Annotated in this window: 20 protein-coding genes and 3 pseudogenes; 13 read left to right on the top strand and 10 right to left on the bottom strand. The window is 68.2% G+C overall.

Going from position 1 to position 24,539, the window contains the following annotated elements; all coding sequences use genetic code 11:
* Position 1: 1 nt before the first annotated feature.
* Complete coding sequence (locus HLB44_RS12325) at positions 2–940, bottom strand: hydroxymethylglutaryl-CoA lyase (RefSeq protein WP_173122858.1); 939 nt, start codon at positions 938–940, stop codon at positions 2–4.
* Between the two features lie 99 nt (positions 941–1,039).
* On the opposite strand from HLB44_RS12325, the gene HLB44_RS12320 reads away from it, so the two are divergent.
* The 5 genes from HLB44_RS12320 to HLB44_RS12300 all read left to right on the top strand — a co-directional run bounded on the left by HLB44_RS12320 (position 1,040) and on the right by HLB44_RS12300 (position 4,807).
* Positions 1,040–1,951 (top strand): LysR family transcriptional regulator, encoded by a 912-nt coding sequence (locus tag HLB44_RS12320; RefSeq protein WP_173122857.1) that lies wholly within the window; start codon positions 1,040–1,042, stop codon positions 1,949–1,951.
* A 117-nt stretch (positions 1,952–2,068) separates the two neighbouring features.
* Positions 2,069–2,392, top strand: a complete 324-nt coding sequence (locus HLB44_RS12315; RefSeq protein ID WP_173122856.1) for a hypothetical protein — start codon at positions 2,069–2,071, stop codon at positions 2,390–2,392.
* 126 nt (positions 2,393–2,518) lie between these two features.
* Positions 2,519–3,001 carry a DUF2231 domain-containing protein gene (locus HLB44_RS12310; protein ID WP_173122855.1) on the top strand — a complete coding sequence of 161 codons (483 nt, stop codon included), beginning with the start codon at positions 2,519–2,521 and terminating at the stop codon, positions 2,999–3,001.
* Positions 3,002–3,006: 5 nt separating this feature from the next.
* Positions 3,007–3,495 (top strand): hypothetical protein, encoded by a 489-nt coding sequence (locus HLB44_RS12305; protein WP_173122854.1) that lies wholly within the window; start codon positions 3,007–3,009, stop codon positions 3,493–3,495.
* A 160-nt stretch (positions 3,496–3,655) separates the two neighbouring features.
* The gene (locus HLB44_RS12300; RefSeq protein ID WP_343051299.1) at positions 3,656–4,807 is read left to right on the top strand and encodes an ABC transporter substrate-binding protein; all 1,152 of its coding nucleotides are present in this window, start codon (positions 3,656–3,658) and stop codon (positions 4,805–4,807) included.
* Positions 4,808–4,897: 90 nt separating this feature from the next.
* Here HLB44_RS12300 and HLB44_RS12295 read toward each other — a convergent pair whose 3' ends face one another.
* The 6 genes and pseudogenes from HLB44_RS12295 to HLB44_RS12275 form a co-directional block, all read right to left on the bottom strand.
* Positions 4,898–5,455, bottom strand: a complete 558-nt coding sequence (locus tag HLB44_RS12295; RefSeq protein WP_173122853.1) for a PEP-CTERM sorting domain-containing protein — start codon at positions 5,453–5,455, stop codon at positions 4,898–4,900.
* Between the two features lie 183 nt (positions 5,456–5,638).
* A complete protein-coding gene (locus HLB44_RS12290) occupies positions 5,639–7,579 on the bottom strand; it encodes a TIR domain-containing protein (RefSeq protein WP_173122852.1) in 1,941 nt (646 codons plus the stop codon).
* Positions 7,580–7,713: 134 nt separating this feature from the next.
* Positions 7,714–7,890: a P-loop nucleotide/nucleoside kinase family protein gene (locus tag HLB44_RS37185; protein WP_425500802.1), complete on the bottom strand. Its 177-nt coding sequence runs from the start codon at positions 7,888–7,890 to the stop codon at positions 7,714–7,716.
* Positions 7,891–8,015: 125 nt separating this feature from the next.
* Positions 8,016–8,210, bottom strand: a pseudogene (locus HLB44_RS37180) (P-loop nucleotide/nucleoside kinase family protein); the annotation flags it as partial.
* 74 nt (positions 8,211–8,284) lie between these two features.
* Positions 8,285–10,639 carry a hypothetical protein gene (locus HLB44_RS12280; RefSeq protein ID WP_173122851.1) on the bottom strand — a complete coding sequence of 785 codons (2,355 nt, stop codon included), beginning with the start codon at positions 10,637–10,639 and terminating at the stop codon, positions 8,285–8,287.
* 50 nt (positions 10,640–10,689) lie between these two features.
* Positions 10,690–12,186: a hypothetical protein gene (locus HLB44_RS12275; RefSeq protein WP_173122850.1), complete on the bottom strand. Its 1,497-nt coding sequence runs from the start codon at positions 12,184–12,186 to the stop codon at positions 10,690–10,692.
* 91 nt (positions 12,187–12,277) lie between these two features.
* Here HLB44_RS12275 and HLB44_RS12270 point away from each other — a divergent pair, with 91 nt between their 5' ends.
* Entirely contained in the window at positions 12,278–14,245 is a 1,968-nt protein-coding gene (locus HLB44_RS12270) for a winged helix-turn-helix domain-containing protein (RefSeq protein WP_173122849.1), read from the top strand.
* Positions 14,246–14,447: 202 nt separating this feature from the next.
* Here the strand turns inward: HLB44_RS12270 and HLB44_RS12265 are convergent, their stop codons facing one another.
* On the bottom strand, positions 14,448–14,945 hold the full coding sequence (locus HLB44_RS12265; protein ID WP_173122848.1) for a P-loop nucleotide/nucleoside kinase family protein: 498 nt from the start codon (positions 14,943–14,945) through the stop codon (positions 14,448–14,450).
* 139 nt (positions 14,946–15,084) lie between these two features.
* On the opposite strand from HLB44_RS12265, the pseudogene HLB44_RS12260 reads away from it, so the two are divergent.
* The 5 genes and pseudogenes from HLB44_RS12260 to HLB44_RS12240 all read left to right on the top strand — a co-directional run.
* Positions 15,085–15,216: pseudogene (locus tag HLB44_RS12260) on the top strand (GNAT family N-acetyltransferase); the annotation flags it as partial.
* A 169-nt stretch (positions 15,217–15,385) separates the two neighbouring features.
* Positions 15,386–16,525 (top strand): annotated as a pseudogene (locus HLB44_RS12255) (glutamine synthetase family protein); the annotation flags it as partial.
* 57 nt (positions 16,526–16,582) lie between these two features.
* Positions 16,583–17,968: an aspartate aminotransferase family protein gene (locus HLB44_RS12250; RefSeq protein ID WP_173122847.1), complete on the top strand. Its 1,386-nt coding sequence runs from the start codon at positions 16,583–16,585 to the stop codon at positions 17,966–17,968.
* Positions 17,961–18,158, top strand: coding sequence for an SDR family oxidoreductase (locus HLB44_RS12245; RefSeq protein ID WP_343051298.1), 198 nt, complete (start codon positions 17,961–17,963; stop codon positions 18,156–18,158). The genes HLB44_RS12250 and HLB44_RS12245 overlap by 8 nt, the downstream gene beginning before the upstream one ends.
* On the top strand, positions 18,155–18,832 hold the full coding sequence (locus HLB44_RS12240; protein ID WP_173122845.1) for a GntR family transcriptional regulator: 678 nt from the start codon (positions 18,155–18,157) through the stop codon (positions 18,830–18,832). Before HLB44_RS12245 ends, HLB44_RS12240 begins: the two co-directional genes overlap by 4 nt.
* Before the next feature lie 337 nt (positions 18,833–19,169).
* Here HLB44_RS12240 and HLB44_RS12235 read toward each other — a convergent pair whose 3' ends face one another.
* Positions 19,170–20,168, bottom strand: coding sequence for a zinc-dependent alcohol dehydrogenase family protein (locus HLB44_RS12235; RefSeq protein ID WP_217283620.1), 999 nt, complete (start codon positions 20,166–20,168; stop codon positions 19,170–19,172).
* A gap of 137 nt (positions 20,169–20,305) precedes the next feature.
* On the opposite strand from HLB44_RS12235, the gene HLB44_RS12230 reads away from it, so the two are divergent.
* Both HLB44_RS12230 and HLB44_RS12225 read left to right on the top strand, forming a co-directional pair.
* The gene (locus HLB44_RS12230; protein WP_173122844.1) at positions 20,306–21,223 is read left to right on the top strand and encodes a LysR family transcriptional regulator; all 918 of its coding nucleotides are present in this window, start codon (positions 20,306–20,308) and stop codon (positions 21,221–21,223) included.
* A gap of 27 nt (positions 21,224–21,250) precedes the next feature.
* Positions 21,251–22,195: a LysR family transcriptional regulator gene (locus HLB44_RS12225; protein WP_173122843.1), complete on the top strand. Its 945-nt coding sequence runs from the start codon at positions 21,251–21,253 to the stop codon at positions 22,193–22,195.
* On the opposite strand, the gene HLB44_RS12220 is transcribed toward HLB44_RS12225, so the two are convergent.
* Positions 22,153–24,342: a N,N-dimethylformamidase beta subunit family domain-containing protein gene (locus tag HLB44_RS12220; RefSeq protein WP_173122842.1), complete on the bottom strand. Its 2,190-nt coding sequence runs from the start codon at positions 24,340–24,342 to the stop codon at positions 22,153–22,155. The genes HLB44_RS12225 and HLB44_RS12220 overlap by 43 nt on opposite strands.
* Positions 24,343–24,539: the final 197 nt, after the last annotated feature.

The raw sequence follows: 24,539 nt of genomic DNA, 5'->3' as shown, positions 1-24,539 counted from the left end.
GTCACTGCGCAGCGCTGGCCGCGAACGTCTTGGGCAAGCCGGCGCGCCACAACGCACCATGGGTCTGCTCGCCCTCGAGCCAGCCGGCCACCTGTGCGCGCAGCGCCAGCAGCTTCGGCAGGTGAATGCCGCTGTCGACCTTCATCGACGACAGCATGAAGGCCAGGTCCTCGGTCGAGGTGTTTCCGCTGGCCCCGGGTGCGTGCGGGCAGCCGCCGATGCCGGCCAGCGAGGCGTCGAAGCGGGTCACGCCCAGCTGCAGCGCGGCGAACGAATTGGCGAGTGCCAGGCCGCGGGTGTCGTGGAAATGGCCGCAGCAGAAACGGTCGCCGGCGAGCTTCAGCGCCTGCTCGAAGAGCGTGCTGACGGCGTACGGATCGGCGTAGCCGACGGTATCGGCCAGGCTCACCCGGTCGGCGCCGGCGTCCAGCAGCGCCTGCATCAGGCGCAGCACTTCGGAGGTCTTCACCTCACCCTGGATCGTGCAGCCGAACGCCGTGCCGACGCCGCCTTCGATCAGCGTCTTGCGGCCCGAGGCATCACGCGCCGCGCGGATGCGGCCGAGCTCCGCGACCACCTCGTCGGGCGTCTTGCGCAGGTTCGCGAGGCTGTGCGCGTGGCTGGCCGACAGCGGCAGCAGCATCAGGTCGGCATCGCCTTCGAGCGCGCGCTCGGCGCCCTTCAGGTTCGGCACCAGCACCGAAGCCGACAGGCCCGGCAGCGTCTTCGCATAAGCCAGCAGCTCGGCGGTGTCGGCCAGCTGCGGCATCAGCTTCGGCGGCACGAAGGAGCCGACCTCGATCTCGGTCTGGCCGGCAGCCACGGCATCGCGCAGCCACTGCTTCTTGCGCTCGGTCGGCAGCACCGTGGTGATGCTCTGCAGGCCGTCACGCAGACCGACCTCGCGAATGATCGCGCGCGGGGGAAGGCGGACCGCCATGCTTGTCTCCTGTCGTGGTGGCCGCTACTCTAGGAGTTCTGATCGAGATACCGCAGTGGTATTTCGGACGCCTCGAGATTCCCATCTGGAACCCCTGAAATGCGCGACCTCGATTTGAAGTCGATGCGCCTGCTGGTGGCGGTGTGCGAACACCAGAACATCAAGAAGGCCGCGGCCGAGGAGCACATCGAGCCGTCGGCGATCAGCAAGCGCATCGCGCAGCTCGAGCAAGCCGTCGGCACGCCGCTGCTGCTGCGCGGCCGGCGCGGCGTGCACCCGACGCCGGCAGGGCAGGCGCTGCTGGAGCACGCGCGCACGCTGCTGCACACGGTGCAGCGCATCGAGTCCGACATCGCCGCCTTCCAGGGCGGCATGCGCGGCCATGTGCGCATCGTCGCCAGCATCTCGGCCATTGCCGAATCGCTGCTCGACGACATCGCGCGCTTCATGGGCGAGCCCGCGCACCGCGACATCAAGGTCGACATCGAGGAGCGCATCTCGAGCGAGCTGGTGCGCTCGGTGCGCGACGGCCGCGCGACGCTCGGCGTGTGCTGGGACCACACGCCGATGGAAGGCCTGCAGACGCTGCCCTACCGGCGCGACGAACTGGCGCTGGCCGTGCATGCGGGCCATCCGCTGGCGGACAAGAGCTCGGTGCGCTTTGCGCAGACGCTGGACTACCAGCACGTCGGCCTGCCGCCCAACACCGCCGTGTACGCGATGCTGCAGCGCGCGGCGGCGCGGCTGAACCGCTCGATCGACTACCGCGTGGTCGTCTCCAGTTTCGACGCGGCGTTCCGCGTCGTCGCAGCGCACCTCGGCATCAGCATCGTGCCGCGTCAATTGAGCGCTATCTATGCCTCGGCCGGGCAGGTGCGGATCATCCCGCTGGCCGACAGCTGGGCCGAGCGGCAATTCGCGATCTGCTTTCCGCAGTTGGACAACCTGCCCGCGCCGGCGCGGCGGATGGTGGAGTTCCTGGCGGCGCGGGCTCGGCCGGAGCAGCCCTGAACGACCGCCGGCGTGTCCGTGACGACCGCAGGTACGCGTTTTGCCGCGCTGCAGGCACCGTTGACGGCCCGCGTTGGGCGTGCCGTGCCACGCGGTCGATAGATCCAGGAGCACAGTATGAACAGACGAATCTCCGGCCTGACGGCCAGCGCTTGCGCTTGCGTCCTTTCCCTGGCGATGCTGGGCTGCGCGCAGAAACGCACGCAGACGGCGGACATCTCCAGCACCACGACGACGAGCAGCACCACCACGACGGTGGTGCCGAGCGAGACCACGGTGAGCAGCAGCACCTACGTCGCCCCGGCGACCACCGCAGCGCCGGTGCCGACCGAAAGCGCGACCGCGACGACCAGCGCCAGCACCTACAGCGCCCCGCCGGCCGCCTCACCGACGACGACCTACGACGCATCGATGCCGCCGCCGCGCGCCGACCGCAATTGAGCCCGATGCGCCGTGCCCGGTCCGCATGACGGGGCACGGCGCTTGCCGCGCGGTGGCTTTTGCCGGCCTCGGCCCGGCCGTCTTGCTGAACGGGTGCCCCGTGCACCCGGCCGAAAGGAGCACCCCATGCGCACGCCAGCCAACATTGCGGGCTATCCGATCCATCCGATGCTGGTCGCCATTCCGATCGGCCTGTGGGTCTTTTCCCTCGTCTGCGATTTCATTGCGATGCGCTCGGGCACGCCCGAGCTGTGGACCGGCATCGCGTACTGGACGCTGATCGGCGGCATCGTCGGCGCATTGGCGGCGGCGCTACCGGGGCTGATCGACTTGCTGTCGCTCGAGGACCCGGCGATCAAGAAGACGGCGTTGACCCACATGGGCATCAACCTCGCCGTGGTCGCGCTCTACGTGCTGAACGGCGTGCTGCGCTACCGCGATCCGCAAGGCATCGGCGGGGTGCCGTTCGCGCTGTCGGTGCTGGCGATCCTGATGCTGCTGGTCTCCGGATGGCTGGGCGGCAAGATGGTCTACCTTGCCCGCGTCGGCGTGACCGACGCGCCGGAAAGCACGGTTCGGGCGAAGGCGCCGGAATTCAGGAATCGATAGGCGGCATGCGCGTGCGAAGTCTGGTCCTGGGTGCCCTGATGGCGGCCGGCCTCGCCGGCCTGGCCGGGGCCGCGGATCCGAACCACGAGCGCGAGCAGCAGCGGCGCCGCCATGAGCAGCGCCAGCAGGAATATCAGCGCCAGCAGGAGATCGAGCGCCAGCGCCTGAAGCAGCAGCAGGAACTGCAATATCGGCGCGACCAGGCGGCCAAGGGCGACGTGGAGCAGCGCCAGCGCCAGATGGGCGAGCGTGACCGGGCCATCGCGCAGCGGGCCAGCGCGCGCCAGCGCGCGCAAGCCGATGTCGAGCGCTGGCGCAGCCTGGAGCAACAGGCGCAGGCCTTGGAGCACCAGGCCCGCGACCGGGCCGCCGCGACGGCGGACTCGCAGCGCAAGCAGCTCTATCGCGAGCAGGAGCAGCAGGCCCGCGCGTCGAAGGAATCGCACCGGCAGCGGCGCAGGCAGGCGGAGGCGGAGCTGCGGCGCTGGCAATAGCGGGTCGGTGCGCGAGGACCCCGGCATTCGCTTCAAGAACTGAAGTCGTCTGGTGTCGACGGGCTTGGTCTTCGCCCAGGGAAGTCCGGGATTTCCTTCTCCATGTGATTCATCAAATTAACTATCATGGCGTCACTACAGAAATGCAGGAGACGTCGCAGTGCCCCGGTTTCCCACGACCTCGGTTTGGTCCCTTCTGCTGTTTTTCCTGCTCGCTGCCGGCATGCCGGCCCATGCCGGCGACAAGGGCGTCACGCCCACGGAGATCAAGCTCGGCGCCTCCGCTGTCCTGAGCGGCCCGCTGGGGGCGCAGACCAACGAATACGGTGCCGGTGCACGCCTGTACTTCGACGCGGTCAACGCGGCGGGTGGCGTGCACGGCCGCAAGATCAGCTACGTCACGCTCGACGACGGTTTCGATGTCAAGCGCGCCGTGGCGAACACCCGCAAGCTGATCGACGAGCAGGGCGTGTTCATGATCTTCAACAACACCGGCACCGCGCAGACCGCGGCGATCCTGCCGATCGTCGAAGAGAGCAGGACCATCGTGTTCGGGCCGGTCACCGGTGCCTCGGCGTTCCGCGACAAATACAACCGCTACGTGTTCCACGTGCGCGCCGGCTATGCGGCCGAGGCCCGGCGCATCGTCTCGCAATTGAAGCTGATCGGCATGGCGCGCGTCGCCGTCTTCTACCAGGACGACGGACTCGGCAAGACGCTGCTCGCCGAACTGCGCAAGGCGGCGGCCGCCGAGGGGCTTGCGCTGCTGACGGAGATCAGGCTCGATCCGCAGCAACCGGACTTCGAGGCGGCCGCAGACGCGACGCAGAAGGCGCAACCCCAGGCGGTGATCCTGGCCACCGCGGGCGCCACGTTCACGAACTATGTGGGCGCCGTGCTGAAGACGCCGGCCCGTCCCGGCTTCTACGGCTTCTCGGTCGCCGGCCACGATGTCATCAAGCGCGAGCTCAAGGACAAGGCCCGCGGGACCGTGCTCGCGCAGATCATGCCGTCGCTGCGCAATCCGAGCACCCCCGTGGTGGCGGACTACCTCAATCTGCTGCGCGAGCGCTCGCCCGCTGCCGCCCCGTCGACATCGCAGTTCGAGGGCTTCATCCACGCCAGGCTGCTGGTCGTGGGCCTGCGCCGGGCCGGACGCAACTTGACGACCGACTCGTTCATCACCGCGATGGAAAGCGCCGGCGACATTGCGTTCGGGCGCTTCATCGCGAAGTACACGCCGCAGACCCACATCGGCTCGGCGTATGTCGAGCTGGCGATCATGGACGAAGCGGGAGAGCTGCGGTACTGACGGGGGTCCGCGCCACACCGGGGCAAACCGAAGTCGCCCCTGTCGCCGAGTTGCAGCACGCGATCAGCGTGCTGCTACCGGATGCGGAACTCAGGCGGCCTGGCGGCGCGACCCGCGCAACGCGAGGCCGGCCAGCGCCAACCCAACGAGTGCCAGCGTCGTCGGCTCCGGAACGCCATTCGTCGGCGTCGCGGTGACCGTTCCCGCGCGATCCAGGAACTGGTTCGGGGCGCCACAGCCCCCGTTGCCTTGGTACAGGACCATGTCGTTGCCCGTGCAGCCGTTGGCGCGGATCAGCAGGTAGTCCGTCGGGCTGATCTGACCCACGACGAAGTTGATGCTCGGCCCCTGGTCAATCAGAAGCGTGTCGGTATGGAACGCGAAAACCTGCGCGTCCGCAACGCTGGTGTAGGTCTTCAGCAGTGCACTGGCCGGGTCGAAGAAGTTGATCGTGAAGGCCGTCAAGTCGGCCTGAGTGATCAGGTTGTCGCCGCCGACGCTGGCGGTGTCGTACGTGAAGGAGCCCGTCATCGAGTACCCGCCGGCCCCGACCCAATCGAGGTCATGGCTGACGAGCGCGGCCGAGGCCGCCAGCGACGCACCCGCCAGAGCTAATGCCACGGCGGCGCGTCTCATCATTTCTTTCATGTCGTCTCTCCCAGAGCGGCTTTGACAAAAGTGTCGGCTGGTTACAAGCAGATTCCGGGCCGGGCAGAAATTGTTGTCAGGTGACAATAACTTACGAGTGGAGTGGTGGGTGCCGCTCTCTTAGGCTGTCAGCTTTCCCGACAGCTCGAACATCCCTCGGGCAACCGTCCGCTTCGAGGCCGCTCAACCAGTTGGCGCCTGCACCAGGCCCAGGCCGCGCTGATGCGCCTGCACCTCGGGCGCGAAGACATCGGCACGCGCCGCGGCCTTCATGCGCGCCCACACAGCGTCGGCGCTGACGGCGGCTTGTGCCGGCGCCTGCGTGCGCAGCATCTCCCACCACAGCGCCGCGGTGCCCGCCGCCACCGCGCAGGACACCGACGTGCCGCTCACGTCGCTGAAACCACCACCAACCTTCGCCGCCGGCACCTGGTGCCCCGGCGCCGTGAGGGTGGCGCCGACGTTGGAGTAGTCGGCGACCGCGAGTGTGCCGCCGCGCTCCTCGAGCGCGCCCACCGAGATCACGCCACGTGCCATGGCGGTGGGCGAGTTGACGTGCAGCTCGACGCCACTGCCGCTGTCGTTGCCTGCCGCCGAGAAGATCAGCGCTCCCTTGCCGCTGACGGCGGCGGCGTTGATGATGCCCTCCGTCGTGCGGTAAGTCTGTGCGAAGCGCACCAGCGTGCGGGATGCGGTGGCGCGGCCACCGTCGCCGGCGCGCAGTTCCTGCTGGAGTTCCCGCACCGTCGACTGGCCGAAGCCGAGACACACGATGTCGACGCTGCCGCCTTCGAAGGCCAGCGCCCAATCCAGCGCCACCGGCAGCGTTTCCATGCGCCCGGTGCCCGTATCACTGATGAACTTGATGACGACCAGACGCGAGACGCCCGGCGCCACGCCGACGCGCCTGCCCTGATGCGATCGGCCGCACAGGATGCTGGCCATCATCGTGCCGTGGCCGAACGGATCGTCGCCATTGCCCTCGCCGGTGAAGTCTTTGCGCACGAGCTCGAGGCCCGCAAACGCCGGGTGCCGCGGATCGACCCCGGAACCGATGAACGCCACCGTCACGCCGGCGCCCGTGTGGGGCTGGGCATCGGCGCCCACGCGCTTGACGGCCCAGCTCGCTTGCGCCGCCGCCGCCGGCATCGCGGCTGGGGGCGAGCGCAGCGTCTCGACCGCGGAGCTCGGAACGTCGGCCGAGCGCCACGCCTGTTCATCGCGCGTCAGGTCACGCAGCCTGGCCAGCTCGCGCTGCTTGTCGGCCAGCGCCTGCTGCGCCGACTCCGCTTTCGACCGAGCCGCCAGCGAGCGCCGTTCGGCATGGAATGCCACGTAGCCCGCGCCCCCGGCGCCGAGCGCGAACACCGAGGTGCCTGCAATGCCCAGCAGCGTGCGCCGCGCCACGGTCTTCACCGCCACTTCGCGCTCGTCCAGCGCCTGCGCGCGCGCCACCTGCGCGGTGGCCATGTCGTTCAGGCGCACGCGCTCCTGGTCGGTGCGGCGCCGTTCGGCTTCTTCGCTGGCGAGCATGAACGCCAGGTGCAGCTCGGTCGGCGCCGGCGCCTCCTTGGGCCGCTCGGCCGCCCAGCGGCGCGCGGCCTCGATGTCGGCACCGCGAAGCAGCCGGTTCTCGGTGCGCCCGGCGAGATCCCACTCGGCCGCGCGCGCCGCCAGCCGGGTGTGTTCGCGCAGCCATTCGATGTCGGTATCGAGCGCACGCTCCAGCCCGCGCAGCGCGCTGACGAACGATCGCGGCCGGCCGTCGTCGAGCGGATCGAAGCGCACGTAGTTGAGGGCGGCCAGACGCTCCGGCACTGTCGCCTGCCCAGTGGGCGACATCAGCACCGGAATCAGACGCTTGGACAGGCGCGCCGCTTCTTCCACTTCCCAGCCGCAGATCTCGGAGCGGGCCGAGTGCGTCGACAACAGGAAGACCACCGTGTCCGCATCGGCGATCAAGGCGCCCAGGCGCCGGCGCCAGTCTTCGCCCTCGACGATCGAGGCGCGATCGATGGTCACCCCATAGCCCATCCATTCCAGGGCCTGCACCAGCTCGTCGGCGAATGCGCTGTCGGCGCGCGAGTACGACACGAAAACCTTCAGCTTCTTGTCGGCGGCCATGGCGGGCAAGCTCGGTCGAGCGCAACGGGGAGGCTGCGACTATGCGCTCGCGAGGTGCGGTCGGGAAACGTGGTGCCACCATTGGCCGGTTGGAATGCACCACGACGAGGACGCGAATTTCCTCCGAGGCAGGTTCACGCCACGGCGTGAACCTGGAGCCGGAATCCTTCTGCCTCCTCTGGCGGCTCGAAGAACGACGAGACGTAGGTGAAGTCCGCCTCGGTGAGCTGATACGACCCTTCGGGGCGCTCGCCGTTGCGCTTGGCGATGCGTTGCAGGCAGGTCGGGTCGGGCACGTCGAGGTAATGCAGGACGTGATCGGCGCCCGCGGCCTCGTGCAGCGAGCGAAACCAGGCCCGCGAGACGCGGGTGTTGGCGGGTAGTCCAGCACGACGTTCTGGCCCGCGGCGAGCAGATCGATCACCAGCGGACCGACCACGGTCCGGGCGCGCTGGGAGTAGACGCGGTAGTCGTCGAAGGTCTTGATCTGGTCCCCGAAGAGCCGGGTGAGCCAGATGTCCTCGGAGATGAGGATCGCGCGATGGGTCTGCGCGAGCACCGTGGCGAGCGTGCTCTTGCCGGCGCCGGCCTTGCCGCAGAGCAGGTGGAGGCAGGCGGGAGAGCTGGACATTCGAGGTCGGCGTGGTGGGAGATCAGTGTAGGTGCGGAGCAGCCAATTCGTGGGCCCAGTGCTTGTCGATTCAGTCAACTCGACTCTGCGCGCTCTGGAAAGGACTCGCGATGTCGGCTGCTCTCGCATGGGCAATCCTCAGCGTCGCGAGTGACCCGATAGATGGAGACTCTCTTGGGATCTGCGACGATGGCCCAGTCGCCGGCCACGTCCATGCCGCCCAGGGGGCCAGTGAAGGTGCCGGCCACTCGCACAGCGCCCTCTTCACCAAGATCGAGAACCAGGATCGAGCCGTCCGCCATTGTCGCCAGCGCGATGGGCGCTTCCGCGAAGCCGGGCACGGCCACGAGCGATCTGATTCCGGGGAGATTCCATCTCCGGGCGAGCTCATCCCGCGGCAAGGGCTGAGGATTGAGGGCCACCACCTCGCTCCTCCTCTCAGCTTGCGCCGGGTCGCAGCCGGATTCCTGTGGAGAAGCGGTTTCGCGCTTCAATAACATCGGCGCGCCGAGTGATCCGATTTCGTGTACGTCGACATGATTCCCGAACTCGGTCGTCAACACGGCTGTGCCGTCAATGGCGGCCAAACGGTGTTGCGTTCCCGCCGGGAGGCTCGCCTGGTCCATGAAGATGGCTGTACGCACGGCGAAGTGATCGGCGATATTGCGCCGATTCACGCGGATGAGACTGGCCTGTATCTGGTCGGTGGCGGCCGGCAAGAATACGGGCACCAAAGCTCGACCGTTGCGATCCGCCGTGACATCCACGGAATGGTCGTGCGACCGGAATTGAATCAATTCGCCCGGTTCCAGCGCCGACAGGGTCACGAGTTGAACGTCAATGCCATGATGCCTGCCGATGAATGTTCTCCAGTCGGGGCGTTCCATCGGTGGATTGACGACGGACTGGTCCAGCAGGCCGCCACCCCTGGCCCATCGAATGCCGTGCTCGACGTTGATGGACAAGCAGTTGGGCAGGTGAGTGGTCTGCGCATTGATGACCTCGCCCGCGGCGTTGAGCTGGACGGGCGGGGGTGTGCCCAGATCGACGAGCCGAACGCCGCGGGCGGTCCGGACGAGGAGGCGAACGGGCTCGACAATCCCGAGGGCCACGGCAGAAGGAATCGCGATCATGACCTCGGGGGTGTCGCCCGCCCGGTTGATGTACGGCTCGATCCATTGGCCCGGCGACACAACTTCGATTCCGCAGAATGCGCCGTATCCTTCGAGCCACACGCGGCCGTGGGTCTTTACCTCGCTGAGCAACACCGTCTTGTTCGGGTCGCCGCTACCGCGTCTGGCCAAGCTTCGGCAACTGGTGCGGCGCAAAGGCAACCCGAACTGGGTGACCACGGGTTGCAGCGTGTCCGTGCCGAGATCGAGCGGCAGGCGCACCAGTCCACCAATCGTCATGCCCGCAGGCGAGGCGACAGCGCTGGCGTAGCCGAACCGAGCGCCACCGAAGACGACCTCGGGCAAGGGGCTGTCGATGGCAAAAGCATGGTCGCCAACCGGCGTCCCGCCGAACGTAGCCGGGTCCATGGCATCTGCAATCGCTGCCTGTACGGCGTTGTCGATGAACCCCGGAACAAGGTCGCCGAGGTCGACGTGAAGCGACCAGTGCACCGTGGTGCGCAAAGACTTGGTGATCGTGGGGGTGAGGGATAAATCGCAACCCATCGTTCCATCAAGATCCCCGGCGAATGGATCGGGAACCTGTGCCTTGCCGGCGTAGTCGATATCGACGTGGGGCGCAGTGCCCTCCGGTCGCCAGTGAGCCTGCAGTGTCATCGAGGTGATCCGCGATCCCAGATTGACGGGCACTCGCGACGTGGCGAGGCGCTCGACCGCGGCGCCATCGAGAAACAGCCCCCACTCCTGGCCAGGGAACAAGTGTTCGAAGGCGCTGCCCGTGGGCTCGAACCGGATCGTGACGATGTTGCCAACGAGCTCCACTCGCGAGGAACTGGGCTCAGGCATTCCGAGATCGCCGAGCGCTGTGGCGAGGTTCACTGTCATGGGTGAACCCACAGCCTCGACGATGGCGGCCTTCACCGCCGGCGCGACAGGTTCCAACACTTCCCCAAGTTGGCCAAGGTCGGCGTCGATGCATTTGGCCGATAGAACGGGGCCGCTCGTGGCGATCTCCATGAGCAGGAGAACACGTCCGGCCGGGACTGTGGCTCCGGCTGGAACAGCGTTCGGCGCCGCGAGGATGTCCTCGCGACGCGCGATGAACACGTCGAGCGGGACGCGGAGTTGAACCGCGGTATTCACGGCGATGACCGCGACCGGCGGGGTCGCCACATCGGCGTGATCGACGTAGACCGAGGCGATGGGGGCAAAGCAGGTCGTGCGAAGTCGTGCCTGCACCGCGCGGGCAGTGATCGTTCCGAGTACGGAAGACAGAATCTGCAATTCAATGCTCATGAAGTTCCTTCTGGACAGGGTTCAGGAATCCGGCGGTGCTCCGCGATCGTTCACAACTTGCGCAGGTACGCCAGCAAGGCGGGGATCTCGTCGTCGGTGAACGGTCGGTCGATCACCGGCGGCGTCACGCCCGGCTGGGTGGTGAGCAACGGCGCGCCCGGGTTCTGCACCGCCACGCGCTTGAAGAACTGCTTGTAGTGCTCGAGCACCTCCTCCAGCGTGGCCGCGGTGTTGTTGTGGAAATACGGCGCCGTGCGGGCAATGCCGCGCACGCTCGGTGTGTCGAAGTGCTGGATGTCGCCCGGCCCACCGGGTTGTGGAAAGCCCGTCAGCAGCAGCCGGCCAGGGTCCGATGTCGTCAGCCGCGTCACGCAGGGTGGCTGCGGTGCCGGGCCGCCACACGCAGTGCCGCTGGGCGGCGTGCCGCTGTTCGTGATCTGGTAGGTGCGCACGTTCTTCATCTGGCTCGGCGTGCACGGCGTGAAGCTGAAGCGCGGCGGCGTGACGGTGTCCACCGGCCTCGGGCAGGTGGTCAGGATGTCGTGGTAGCGGACGATGTTGGTCGGCGTGCCAAGCGGCCCCAGCAGCAGCGGGACGCTGCCGCTCGGGTGATTACCCTGGTTGCCGTGGCACTGCCCGCAGGCCCGGTTGAAGACCGCCTTGCCCACGGTTTCCAGACTGTTCAACACGGGGTCTGGATCGGGCAGCGGGAGGACGGTGGCCGCCATCGCGTCGGCCAGCGCCTTCACGCTGGCCGAAGAGAACATCGCGTTCTGAAAGCTCGCCAGGTCGTCCAGAAAGCCCGCCGGCGGTTCGGTGGTGATGCCGGCATGGCTGCGCAGCGCGGCCAGCGCCTGGTTCTGCAGCGTGTCGATGCGGCCGTCGAGCTGGAACCCGCCGCGCAGGTTTGGCCCGCGCGTCCAGGCTGGCGCCTGGCCGTCGGGGCCGGTGATCCTGACGTCCAAAATCGATGGCGTGGCGCGCCAGATGTCGGCTTCGGTTTCGGCGGTCGGCCGTGCCGTTATCGGGCACGGCACGGCGGCCCCGCAGTCGAGCAACTTCACGTTGTCCGGCAGCGGGATCGTCACCCGAACCAGCGCGTTGGTGGTCAGGTTCGTGAAGTCGCGCGCTGCGCTGCCGTTGATCCGGAAGTCGTCGGCGTCGATGGCGCGAAACAGCGGGTCGTCTACGCCCGTGGCGTTCATCGCTGCAAACCGGGCGCGCACCGCTTCTGGCGTGAGCTGAAAGCGCTCGCCGGCCATGTGGCAGTCGACGCAGGCGCGACCATTTCCGCCCAGGCCGCTGAGCTTTCGGTCGTGGAAGTTGGCCTTGCCGCGGCAGAACGCGCTGTCTTGTGACGTCAGCACGACGTTGGTGCGGCAGCCGTCTGCGTCCAGCGCCACCGGCCCCTCGGCTTCGCCGCTGCCGCCGCAGGCAACGATCAGCAGGCCCGCGACCAGCACCAGCGCAGCGGTCAGGAGGCCCTTGCGGGAGTTCGGAGTCATGGCGTTTCCTAGCAGTGACGAGGGGCGGGTCGCGTGCTGCAACCCAGGCAGGCACAATGAAACCGAAGCCCCGCGCTGTCCCTTAGCCGCCCATGAACCTTTTCTGAAAGAAGCCTGAATCGGGACCGTGCCCATGGGTGAACGCTATGAATTCGAAGGCTTCGTGCTCGAGCGTTCGCAACAGCGCGTGCTGCGCGCCGATGGCAGCGAACTGAGCCTGACGCCGCGCCACTTCGCCGCGCTGCTGCTGTTCGTCGAGAACGCCGGCGTGTTGCTCGAGAAGGACACGCTGATGCGCGCGCTGTGGCCGGGACTCGTGGTCGAAGACAACAACCTGAACCAGACCGTTTCGGGCCTGCGCCGCGCGTTGGGCGAGGAGCCGCCCGGCAGCCGCTTCATCCAGACCGTCGCCCGCCGGGGCTTCAGGTTCATAGCCCCGGTGCAGGTGTTCGACGACGCCGAGGCGCCGAGCTTGCGCAGCCTGCCGCCGACCACGGCGTCGCCGACACCGAGCGCGGAGACGACCACGCCCACCCAGCCGCCGGGCGCGCACGACACCGACAGGCGACGCTGGTTGCGCCGCGCCGCCGCCGGCGGCGTGGTGGCGGGGGTCGGTGCGGTCGGTGCACTGGGTTGGGTATGGCAGCGCAGGCCCGTACCCGAGGCCGGCCCGGCCGCTGCGCGCGCCACGTTGGCCGTGCTGCCGTTCAAGCCGCTAACGGCCGATAGCCGCGATGAGTTGCTCGAGATCGGCATGGCCGACAGCCTGATCACGCGCCTGTCGATCGTGCCCGGGCTGGTCGTGCGCTCCGTTGGCTCGGTGCGGCGCTATGCCGGCGCCGAACAGGATCCGGTTCGCGCAGCCCAGGAGCTCGATGTCGACTGGATCGTCGACGGCTCGCTGCAACGGCGTGCCGATCAACTGCGCGTCAGCGCTCGCCTGCTGCGCGCCAGCGATGGCGCGGCCGCCTGGAGCGACCGTTTCGACGAGAAGTTCACCGGTGTATTCGACGTGCAGGACTTGATCTCGGCCCGCGTGATGCAGGCCCTGGCAGCCCGCCTGCAAGCCAGTGCCGGCGTGGCCGCCGGCCTGCCGCAGACCAACCTGGGCGGGACGCGCGACACCGATGCCTACCAGCTGTACCTGGCCGCGTCGTGGCACACCCAGCCGCGGCGCGCCGATGGCCTGCGCAAGAGCATCGCGCTGTTCAAGCAGGCGCTGGTGGTGGACCCTGGTTATGCCCTGGCCCATGTCGGGTTGGCCCAGGCGCACCGGGAAACCCTGCTCGGTGCGGACGCCTCGCCGGCCGGCGTGGTCGGTCCGGTGCGGCAGGCGCTGCAGCGCGCGCTGGCGCTGGCCCCGAACCTGGCCGAAGCCCTGGCCGAACAGGGTTTCAGCCGCTACTACTTCGACTTCGACTGGGCCGGCGCCGAGCGCGAATTCCGCCGTGCGCTGGCTGCCAACCCGAATGTAGCGATGGCGCACTACGGGCTGGCCCAACTGCTGCTCAACCAGGACCGGCCCGACGAGGGCTTCGTGCACCTGCGCCTGGCGCGCGAGCTCGACCCGATGTCGCCCTTTCTCAATACGATCGAAGCCAGTTACCTTTCGGCCAGCGGCCGGCAGGTCGAAGCCCGGGCCCGGCTGCAGCGCGCCTTCGACATCGCGCCGGACTTCTACCTCGCCCACCGCACCCAGGCCGTGCTGCACCGAGTCGATCAACGGCTTGATCTGGCCATCGCGTCGCTGCGCCGCGCCGTCGCCCAGGCCGACGGCAACAGCCGACCGGCCGCGCTACTGGGCATGTTCCTGGCACGCGCCGGCCAGCGCGACGAAGCGCGCGCGATCCTGAACCAGATGCTCGAACGCGATCGCACCGGCTTCGTGCCACCCGTCTCGCTGGCCGTCCTGCACGCCGCGCTGGGTGAAACTGCGCTGGCGCTGGACGCACTCGACAAGGCCCTCGCCATCCGCGACCCGCAACTGGTCTTCCTGAAGGACGACTCGCGCTGGTCGGGCCTGCGACATGAGCCCCGCTTCGCGGCGCTGTTGATGACTCTCCAGCTCGACCGCTTCGGGCCGGGCCTTGCACCGAGCTGAGCGGCCGTGCGATCAGCGCGCCGCGCCCGCTGTAGCCTAACCGAGGAACTGCCATCGTTTGGACACCGGTCTGCCTCTTGAGCGGCGGATGGAGAATCCAATCGAGAGCGGACAACGACGGCGAAAGCCGATTCGTCCCGGTCAGGCGTGCGTCGGCGCGATCAGGATCTTGCCCCGGGCGCTCGCACGACAGGCGGCAGGTTCACGCCGTGGCGTGAACCTGGATCCGGCATCCTTCTGCTGGATCGGGCGCCTCGAAGAAGGACGAGACGTGATTGAAGTCCGCCTCGGTGAGCTGATACGACCCTTCGGGGCGCTCGCCGTTGCGCTTGGCGATGCGTTGCAGGCAGGTCGGGTCGGGCACGTCGAGGTAATGCAGGACGTGATCGGCGCCGGCGGCCTCGTGCAGCGAGCGAAACCAGGCCCGTGAGACGCGGGTGTTGGCGGGGTAGTCCAGCACGACGTTCTGGCCCGCTGCGAGCAGATCGACGACCAGCGGCCCGACCACGGTCCGGGCGCGCTGGGAGTAGACCCGGTAGTCGTCGAAGGTCTTGATCTGGTCCCCGAAGAGACGCGTGAGCCAGATGTCCTCGGAGATGAGGATCGCGCGATGGGTCTGCGCGAGCACTGTGGCGAGCGTGCTCTTGCCGGCGCCGGCCTTGCCGCAGAGCAGGTGGAGGCAGGCGGGAGAGCTGGACATTCGAGGTCGGCGTGGTGGGAGACCAGTGTAGGTGCGGAGCAGGGCGCATCGGCGGTCGCCGCGCAGGCAGGGCGCCGGGCGCCTCGATGGTCAAATCGACTGCCAGGAGGCGCGCGACGCGCACGACAGCCCATGCGACTACATCGCCATGGGCAGCGGCGACGGCTGGTGGCCCGACGAAACCGACCCCGGCGTGCGCGTCATCGACCAGTTCATCGCCGAGCCGGATTTGCTGAACCGCGGGCTCGGCACGGCGCTGGTGAAGGCGCTCTGGCCACGCTGGAATACCCGAACACATGGGTCTCCACGATTCCCAGACGGTTCGTGGCGGAATCGCAGGCACCCCGACCGCCGCATTGAAGAACTGCTGCAGCACCGTTGGCACAAGCCCTACGCCTGATCGCTGGCCGGTCGGCCGGCGCGTCGTCGCCTTGCCAGTCGGCGACACCGACCCGGACATGGTCTGCCAACCCGATGCGTCCACGGTGCGCATCGTTCCCTGGGCCGAGGAACCCGTGGCCGTGGTCATCCATGACTGCGAAGAATGGGACGGCCGGCCGGTACAGCTGTCGCCCCGCGCGGTGCTGCGCCGCGTTCTCGCGCTGTACGAAAGCCGGGGCTGGCGTCCCATCGTGGCTCCCGAGATGGAGTTCTACCTGGTTGCACGGCAGCAGAATCCGCATGAGCCATTGCAGCCGCCGTTGGGGCGAACCGGAAAGCCCGAAGTCGGCAGACAGAGCTATTCGATCGACGCCGTCAACGATTTCGACCCGTTCTTTCAGGAGCTTTCGACCTTCTGCGAGCGCCACGAATTGGGCGTGGAGACGCTGATCCACGAGGCCGGCCCCGGGCAAATGGAAATCAACTTCAGCCATGGCGATCCGCTGAACCTCGCCGATCGGGTCTTTCTCTTCAAGCGCGCGGTGCGCGAGACGGCATTGCGCCACGGTGTCTTCGCCACCTTCATGGCCAAGCCGATGGAAGGTGAGCCAGGTAGTGCGATGCATATCCATCAGAGCATCGTCGAGAGGGACACGGGGCAGAACATCTTCAGCCGCCCGGACGGCCAGTGCTCGGACCTCTTCCATCAGTTCATCGCCGGCCAGCAGGTCTATATCCCGCAGGTGATGCCGGTGTTGGCGCCGTACGTCAATTCCTACCGGCGCTTGTCGCCTTACATGTCGGCGCCGATCAATGTGCGCTGGGGTCATGACAATCGCACGTGCGGCATTCGAGTTCCGAAGTCGGGGCCGGATGCGCGCCGGGTGGAGAACCGCGTGCCCGGGGTCGACACCAATCCCTACCTTGCGATGGCCGCCACGCTGGCCTGCGGTTGGCTCGGCATGCAAAGGCAGCTGCAGCCCAGCGAGCCCACCCTGCAAAGCGCCTGGAGCGTGAGCCGCGAGTTGCCCCTTCACCTGGAGGATGCCCTGGCGTCGATGCGGGCCTGCGACGACCTGCGTGAGGTGCTGGGCGACCTGTTCGTCGACGCCTTCTGTGCCGTCAAGGAGCTGGAGTACGCCGGCTACAACAGAGTGATCAGCAGCTGGGAGCGTGAGCACCTGATGCTGCTCGTCTGAGCAGGTCGCCGCTACATCGTCGCAACCCTGTCACTTTCGCATCCACATCGAATCACCATGAGCGCGAGCCCGCACCAAGACCGTTCGTCCAATGGCATCGCCCCTGCGAAAGTGCGCGCCTTGCTCGAACGAGAACGCGAGCGCTACACGGTCGCTAGCCCGCGCTCGCGGGTGTCGGCATTCAAGGCACGCGAGCACATGATGTTCGGTGTGCCATTGCACTGGATGAGCGACTGGAGCACTCCGTTTGCACTGCAGGTCGCGTGGGCACGCGGTGCGGAGTTGGGCGACGCGGACGGTCACACGCTGGTGGACTTTTGCCTTGGGGACAGCGGGGCCCTGTTCGGTCACTCACCGACTGCAGTGGCCGAAGCACTCCAGGCGCAGGCAGTCAATGGGCTGACCACCATGCTGCCCGGGGAAGACGCCGCTGAGGTGGCCCGGTTGCTGGCCGAGCGCTTCGGTCTTCCGCAGTGGCAGTTCGCGATGACGGCCACCGATGCCAACCGCTTCGTGTTGCGCTGGATGCGCGCGGTCACGGACCGGCGCGTACTGCTGGTCTTCAATGGTTGCTACCACGGCACGGTGGACGACGTGTTCGTCGACCTGGTCGATGGCCGGCCCGTGCAGCGGCCCAGCCTGCTGGGCCAGGTGCATGACCTCACCACCACGACTCGGGTGATCGAGTTCAATGACCTGGCGGCGTTGGAAGCGGCCCTGTCGCCGGGCGACGTGGCGTGCGTGCTGGCCGAGCCGGTGATGACCAATATCGGCATGGTATTGCCCGACCCGGGATTCTGGGAGAAAGCGACCAGCTTGATCCGGCACTACGGCAGCTTGCTGGTGATGGATGAGACCCACACGCTCAGCAGCGGCCCTGGTGGCTATGCGCGGGCGCATGGCATTGCAGCTGATGCAGTGGTGGTGGGCAAGGCACTGGGCGGCGGAATGCCATGCGCCGCCTACGGCTTCAGCGCCGACCTGGCCGCGCGTGCAGAGGCGGCCAAGCGTGCAGCTGCGCCGGGTCATTCCGGCATCGGCACCACGCTCACGGCCAACCTTTTGGCGATGGCAGCCATGCGCGCCACACTCAGTACTTACTTGCGACCGGAGGTGTTTGCGCCTATGCATTTGCGTGCCGAAAGCCTGGCGCTGGGACTGCGCGCACTGATTCACCGCTATCGTCTGCCCTGGTGCATTACCCAGGTGGGTGCGCGCACAGAGTTCCAGTTCTGCGCCCAACCACCGCGCAACGGCACTGAAGCCGCCGCAGCGATGAACACCGAGCTCGAACACGCGTTGCACTTGTATCTGCTGAACCAAGGCGTCTTGATCACACCATTTCACAACATGATGCTCATCTGCCCGGACACCACCGACGCCCATGTTGAATGCTTGCTCAGCGCCATGGATGGCGTGCTGCAGGAGCTCACCGGTGATTGAATGCCGCCTGTTGGTCAACAACGCCGGCATGGAGGCTCGGACTGCACTGCATACGCCGATCGGGCCCGCCGGCACACCGACTGAAACGGCCACCGCCATCGCTTTCCTGGCCATGCCGGGCGCGAGCTATGTCACCGGTCAGCTGGTCGTCGTCGATGGCGGAAACTGCCTGCAGGAGCGCAAGGGATGAGCGCGTCCGATCCGCCAGGAGAAGCCAGCAGCACCCAACAAGACGATGTCTATGTCCGTTTGCGGCAGTGGGTGACCGTTGGACGCTTCCTTCCCGGCCAGCGATTGAAGATCCGCGACGTGGCGGCCGAATTGGGCGTGGGGCACATGCCGGTACGTGCGGCGTTGCAGCGGCTGGCCGCCGAAGGCGCCCTGGTCAACATACCCAATGCTGGTGTGGCCGTACCGCGCATGGCCGCAGCGGAGCTCGAAGACCTGGTGCAGATGCGCATGCTGCTGGAGGGCGAGGCCGCCGAGCGCGGCGCCGCCATGCTCGACGGTCCCCAACGCGCGGCCATGCGACGCCTTTGCAAGCAGATGAGCGCCGCACTGACGGGCGGCGACTTCGTCGCCTACCTGGCGCTCAATGAGGACTTCCATGTCATGCTGTATCGCGCGGCCGGCTCGCCGCTGTTGTACGGTCTGATCGACACACTGTGGCTCAAGGCCGGCCCCGTTTCCAATCAACTGTTCGATGCGCCCGAGGCTGCGGCCGTGCTCAACGATGCTCACGAGGATCTGATCAAGGCCTTGGCACGCGGTGACAGCGCCGGCGTACGGCGGGCAGTTGAAAAAGACATCTTCGTGGCCGGCCAGTTTCTTCGGCGGCAACTGAAGACTGCGGGACGGGCATAGCGTCGAAGTCGGGAACAGAGCGCGGTTGGCATCGGCCCTGATGACGCCAGCGTCGATTGCGGAGGCTTCGCCGGCCAGCATGCCTTCGAGGGCAAGAACCATCGAGGGTAGGACGCCCGGGTTGCGTTCTCTACGCAGCATCAGCGGCGGCTCCGGACACGCTGCGAAGCGGCCGCTCGTTGGCGCGAGTCGTAGGACCGCCATGGTTGGACGACGACGCCGACAACCCGACCGCATGGCGCGGCGTCGGTGAAAGAACTCGCGCGCGCCGTGGCACAGAACACCGCAGGTCGTTGATGCTCCAGCGGTCATTCACTCGCGCGAGCATCGTCCTGCGTCACGCGTGCGTCGGCGCAATCAAGATCTTGCCCTGCCGCTCGCCCGCGGCGGCGGCGGCAATGGCTTCCTTGATCTGCCCCACCTCATACGTCGCTTGAATCGGCGTACTGAGCTTGCCCGCCGCGATCAGCCCGGCCAGCTCGGTCAGCAGCGCCATTTGTTTTGCCTGCGGCGTGATGCCGAACCAGCGCGCCAGCCAGAACCCCTTGAGTGTGACGTCCCGGAACACCAGCTCGCGCGGCGACACGCTGCACGGCTCCCCGCTCAGCGCCCCGTAGTTGACGATGGTCGCGCCTTCGGCCAGGCAGGCCGCGAGCCGCATCGTGGCCGCGCCGCCGACGGCATCGACACCCAGCTTGATCGCCGCGCCGCCGGTCGCGGCCTTCACGCGCTCGGCCAGGTCATCCCCGTCGACCAGCACCACGTCCCCGCCCTGTGCCTGCACACCCGCCACCGCCGATTCGCGGCGCACGATGTTGACGGTCTTCAACCCCCGCAGCTTGGCCAGCTGCACCAGGTAGCTGCCGACACCCGAGTTGGCGCCGTTCTGCATCACCCAGTCGCCCGGCTGCAGGTCCACGAAGTCGCTGAGCAGCAGCGATGCGGTGGGCGGGTTCACCGTCAGCATGGCCAGCTGCTTCGGGTCGGCGTCGTTGGGCAGCGGGACCAGGCGCGCCGCGGGCACGAGCACGTGCGTGGCCCAGGTGCCGGCGCCGACCGGCAACAGCACCGTCTGGCCGACGGCCGGGCCCTTCGTGTCCGGACCCAGCTCGATGACGCGGCCCACGCCTTCGCTGCCACCCACCGCCGGCAGCGGCGGCAGCATGCCGTATTGGCCGGTGAGCATCAGCACGTCGCTGGGGTTGATCGGCGCGGCCAGCACCGCCACCAGGGCCTGGCCCGGCGCCGGCACGGGGCGGTCGAAGGGCAGGGCCTCGATCACGGCTTGCGGCACCGGGCCGCGTTCCGAGTACTGGGCTTTGAGCATCGTGGTCATGGTGGTTTTCCTCTGCGCCGTCGCCGGCTGGTCTTGCGATGGCGGAATGTTAGGGATTCATCGCTCAAGACGGAATCCGTCGTATTCGTCAAAATCTTTTGTCTTGATGGCAACAATCGGCTGGACGGCGGCCCGCGATGGACAAGCTGCGCGCACTGCAATACCTGCTGAAAGTGGCGGACACGCTGAGCTTCTCGCGCGCCGCGAAGGCCTTCGGCGTGCCGGCCTCGTCGATCTCGCGCCGCATTTCGGACCTGGAGCAGTCGCTCGGCGTGGAGCTGCTGCACCGCACGACGCGCACGGTGCGGCTGACCGAGATCGGCGCGCTCTACCTGGAGCAGGTGCGCCCGGGCATGGCCCAGCTGGACGATGCGCAAGAGCTGGTCGGACAGCGCAGCAGCACGCCCAGCGGCACGCTGCGCATCAGCACGATGCCCGGTTATGGCCAGCTGCTGCTGATGCCGGCGCTGCATGACTTCAGCGATCGTTACCCGGACATCGTGCTCGACGTGCACCTGAGCGACGCGCTGGTCGACCTCGGCCGTGACCAGGTCGACATCGCGATCCGCGGCGGTCGCCAGCCGCAGGACCGCGTGGTGGCGCGCAAGCTCGACCCCAATCGCTTCGTGCTCGCCGCGTCGCCGCAGTACCTGGCGGACATGGGCACGCCGCGCACGCTGGACGACCTGGCCAGTCATCGCGCGCTGCTGTACCGAGGCCCGAACACGGTGATCAAGTGGCAGGGGCGGGACGCCGACGGCTGGCGCGAGCTGCCCGTCACGCCGGCCTTCATCAGCAACGACGGCGCCAGCCTGCTCGCGATGGCCTGCAAGCACCGTGGCCTGGTGCTGCTGTCGGAATGGGCCTTGAAGGGCCCGCTGAGCCGCGGCGAGCTGGTGCAGGTCACGCTCGACCAGCCGGTGTCGGTCGGGCGCGGCGGGGAGGCGGGCATCTACCTGCTGTACCTGCAGACGCGCTACCGTATTCCGAAGGTGCGGGTGGCGGTGGAATTCCTGGTGGAGCGGCTCGGGGACGGGGTGCGCGGGGACGATTGAACGCATGAAGTGCTATACGTCGAGGGAATGAAACGCGCCCACGATCGGCTCGAACTGCTGGACACCTTCGTCAAGATCGGCGAGACCGGATCGCTGAGCAAGGCCGCGCGCGTGCTCGAGACGACGCAGCCCACCGTCAGCCGCCGGCTCGTGGATCTGGAGCGCATGCTCGGCTGCCGGCTCGCGACGCGGACCACGACCCGCTTCACGTTGACCGACGAAGGCCGCTCGCTGCTGGCGCAGGCGCGCGAGCTGACGGAGCGCTGGTCCGGGCTGGCCGAGCGCATCACGGGTGCTCAGAGCCGGCCGGAGGGCACCTTGCGCGTGATCGGCCCCTCGGGCTGGGGCGTGTCCTTCCTCACCGACGCGATCACCGACCTGCGTGCGCAATACCCGGCGCTGCGCATCGAGCTCACGCTGACCGACCGCGCCGTCGACCTGCTCGGTTCGGGCGCGGAGTGCTGGCTGTTCGTCGGGCCGGTGCTCGATCCGGGGCTGGTGGTCCGGCGCCTCGGATCGATGGAGCGCATGCTCATTGCCGCGCCCGAGCTGCTCACGCGCATCGGGCCGGTGACGATCTCCACGCTGGCGCGTGCGCCCTTCGTCGGCCTGCTGCCGCACGTGTTGGGCGATATCCGCCTGTTCGACCGGGCAGGGCGGCTGCGCACGGTGAGCGTGGATGCGCCGCTGCAGACCGACAACCTGCTGGCGAGCTACCGCGCCATCCTGAACGGCGCGGGCATCGGCGCTGCATCGCCGTGGCTGTGCCATGCCGACCTGGCCGCGGGGCGGCTGAAGCGCGTGCTGCCGGCGTGGTGGCTGGAATCGATTCCGGTGCAGGTGGCGATGCCGCCGGGCGTCTACCGCCCGGCGCGGGTGAAGGCCTTCGTCGCGGCGCTGCTGCAGCGCTTGAGCGCCATGCCGGGCTTTCAGCCGGCCGACGAGCGCGGCATCGTCTTGCGCACCAGGTAGTTGCGCAACAAGGTGCTCATGTCGTTGCGGTAGCCGTCGTGCGACAGGCTGCCGCAGAACGTGATCGAGCCAACCGTGAACACCGATCCGCCCCAGGCCGTGTCACGGTAGGTGATCTCGGCGCGAATCGACGGTTCGACCGCGCCCCGATCTCGCGTCATCGTGTGCGACAGCACGGCGTCCAGCGCGGGCCCGAAGCCGGGTCCGTGGCCTTCGGACCGCGCCAGCACCTGCGTGCCGGCGGGGGTGCCGTCGGCGGCACTGGTGGCGTCGAGCTCGAAGCCGGCGGCACCACCGCCGGACAAGCCGTAGCCGCCGATCGGCCCGGACGCGACACCTTCGAGCAGCCAGCCGGCGCGGCCGTTTCGTGCCGCGTCATTCACGCGATAGACGGCGCCTTCGAATGGCCCCTGCGACACGAAGCCGACGCCCGTCAGCTGCTGCGGCGTGCGGCCGCTGCTGCGCCACAGCCCACCCAGCTCGCCGTCGAGCGCATGCACGTTCTCGCCGGCGCATGGCGCCCAGGCGCGGGTGCCGCCACCGGCGCGGCGCACTTCCAGCACGCCGGGCACGGTCTGCGACAGCCCCACCCGCCAATAGAACCCGTTGCCGCCGAGGTAGGCCAGGTTGCCGCCGCTGCGCAGGTAGCCCTGCAGCGCATCGAGCGTGCGCGTGCTGTGGTACTCCGGATGCGTGCCGGTCAGCACGACGGCATAGGGCTCGAGCACCGCGCTGCCATGGCGTTCGAGCTCGTCGTCGGTCCAGACGTCGAAGGCCATGCCCTCGTGTTCGAGCCAGTCGAGCAGGTGGCTGTCGGCGGTGTAGTGGCGCACGCCGGAACCGCGCGGATCGTCGAAGGTGAGGAAGCCAGGCCGCATCGTCAGCAGCGGCCGCCAGCGCGACGAGAAGCACACGCCGCTGCCGTCGGGGTGCAGGTTGTAGGTCGAGCGTCCGACCTCCGGATGCTCGTCGGGGTTGTGCGGATAGGCCTGCCAGTCGGCGACCCGGCGCCGCAGCGCGGCGTCGAAGTTGCCGCGCGCATAGTTGGCGTAGGCGACGTAGGTGTAGGTCGGCGCGACGAAGGCGATGCGCGCGCCGCTCGATGTACCCGGCGCCGGCGTGACGTAGAACGGCAGCCAGTCGCGCTGGCCCTCGGCTTCGAGCAGCATCGCGTAGGCGCCGCTCTTCAGCGTTTGCGGCACCGTGAACTGAAACCCGGTCGTCCAGCCGGCGTCGTGCAGGTCGTCGTCGTGGAAGTGGATCGCGGCGTACTGCTCGGGGGCGTGGCGCCAGCAGTGCTCGCGGCCGGTCCAGCGGCTGCCCGCGACGGCCCGCGTCGGCAGGTTGATCAGCCGCCCGTGCCGCTGATGCGGGCCGGTGTCGACGATGTCTGCCGTATCGATGCCACGCGCAAAGTCCCAGGCCGCCATGATCCTCGACGGGTGATGCGCCTGCGCCGCGGCGCTGATCGTGGGCGCTTCGATGCGGCCATTGAAGTGGCAGCGCGGCACACCGTCATCGCCCAGGCAGGCGCCGATCAGCAGGTCGGCATCCGCTGCCAAGTTGGGCTGCGGCGGCACACGCCAGCGCGCCGTGCTCGCCAGGCGAAGCGCGCCTTCGGCCATTGTGTCGACATCGCTAACCTGCAAGGTCAGCGTGCCGACCACCGGATCGGCGCTGAGCTGCAGTTCGAGCCAGCGCGCGGGCAGCGGCAGGTCGCAGCGCAGCTGCACGGGGGCCGGCGCGCCAGCGATCGTGAACAACACACCGGCGCCGTCGATGGCCAGACGCCAGCCGCCCGACGCGGGGTCGCCATGCGACAGCACGCACTGTTCACCCCGCGACGGCGCCGTCGGCATGATGCGCACGCTGACCGACAGGCCGCCGCCCAGGCCCACCAGCGGCATCCGCGCCACGCGGCCGCAGGAGCCGGAACGCAGCGGCTGCGCGACCGAGGGCCGCTCCGTCGCGAAGACCTCGGCCAGGGGCTCGACCTTGAAGCCGGGACCGGCCGGGTTCGGATCCGCGTGGGCGATGCGCACCAGCTTCGCGCGGTAGGGCCGTGACGACAGGCTCGAGACCTTGAAGGCGATGGATTCGCCGGCGCAAGCCGACAGGCGATCGCTGTATCCGGTGATGAAGATCATCGGCCGACGATAGACAGGCAGGAGCCGCGCCGGTAGATCCGCCGAGCGCGGTAGCGATATACGCGCCGCGCATGAACGGCGGCGCGAACGGCCCGCTCATACGGTGCACGCATGGCCGATCATCGGCCGGTGCATCTACCGCGCGCCGGGCCGCGCTTCCACACTGGCCGTTGACGCCGGTCAAGGCGCCGCCCACC

It is taken from the genome of Pseudaquabacterium terrae (genome assembly GCF_013266755.1).
Taxonomy (GTDB): Bacteria; Pseudomonadota; Gammaproteobacteria; order Burkholderiales; family Burkholderiaceae_C; genus Pseudaquabacterium; species Pseudaquabacterium terrae.
Note: the sequence above shows the minus strand (reverse complement) of the source record. Positions and strands in the feature narration are given on the sequence as shown.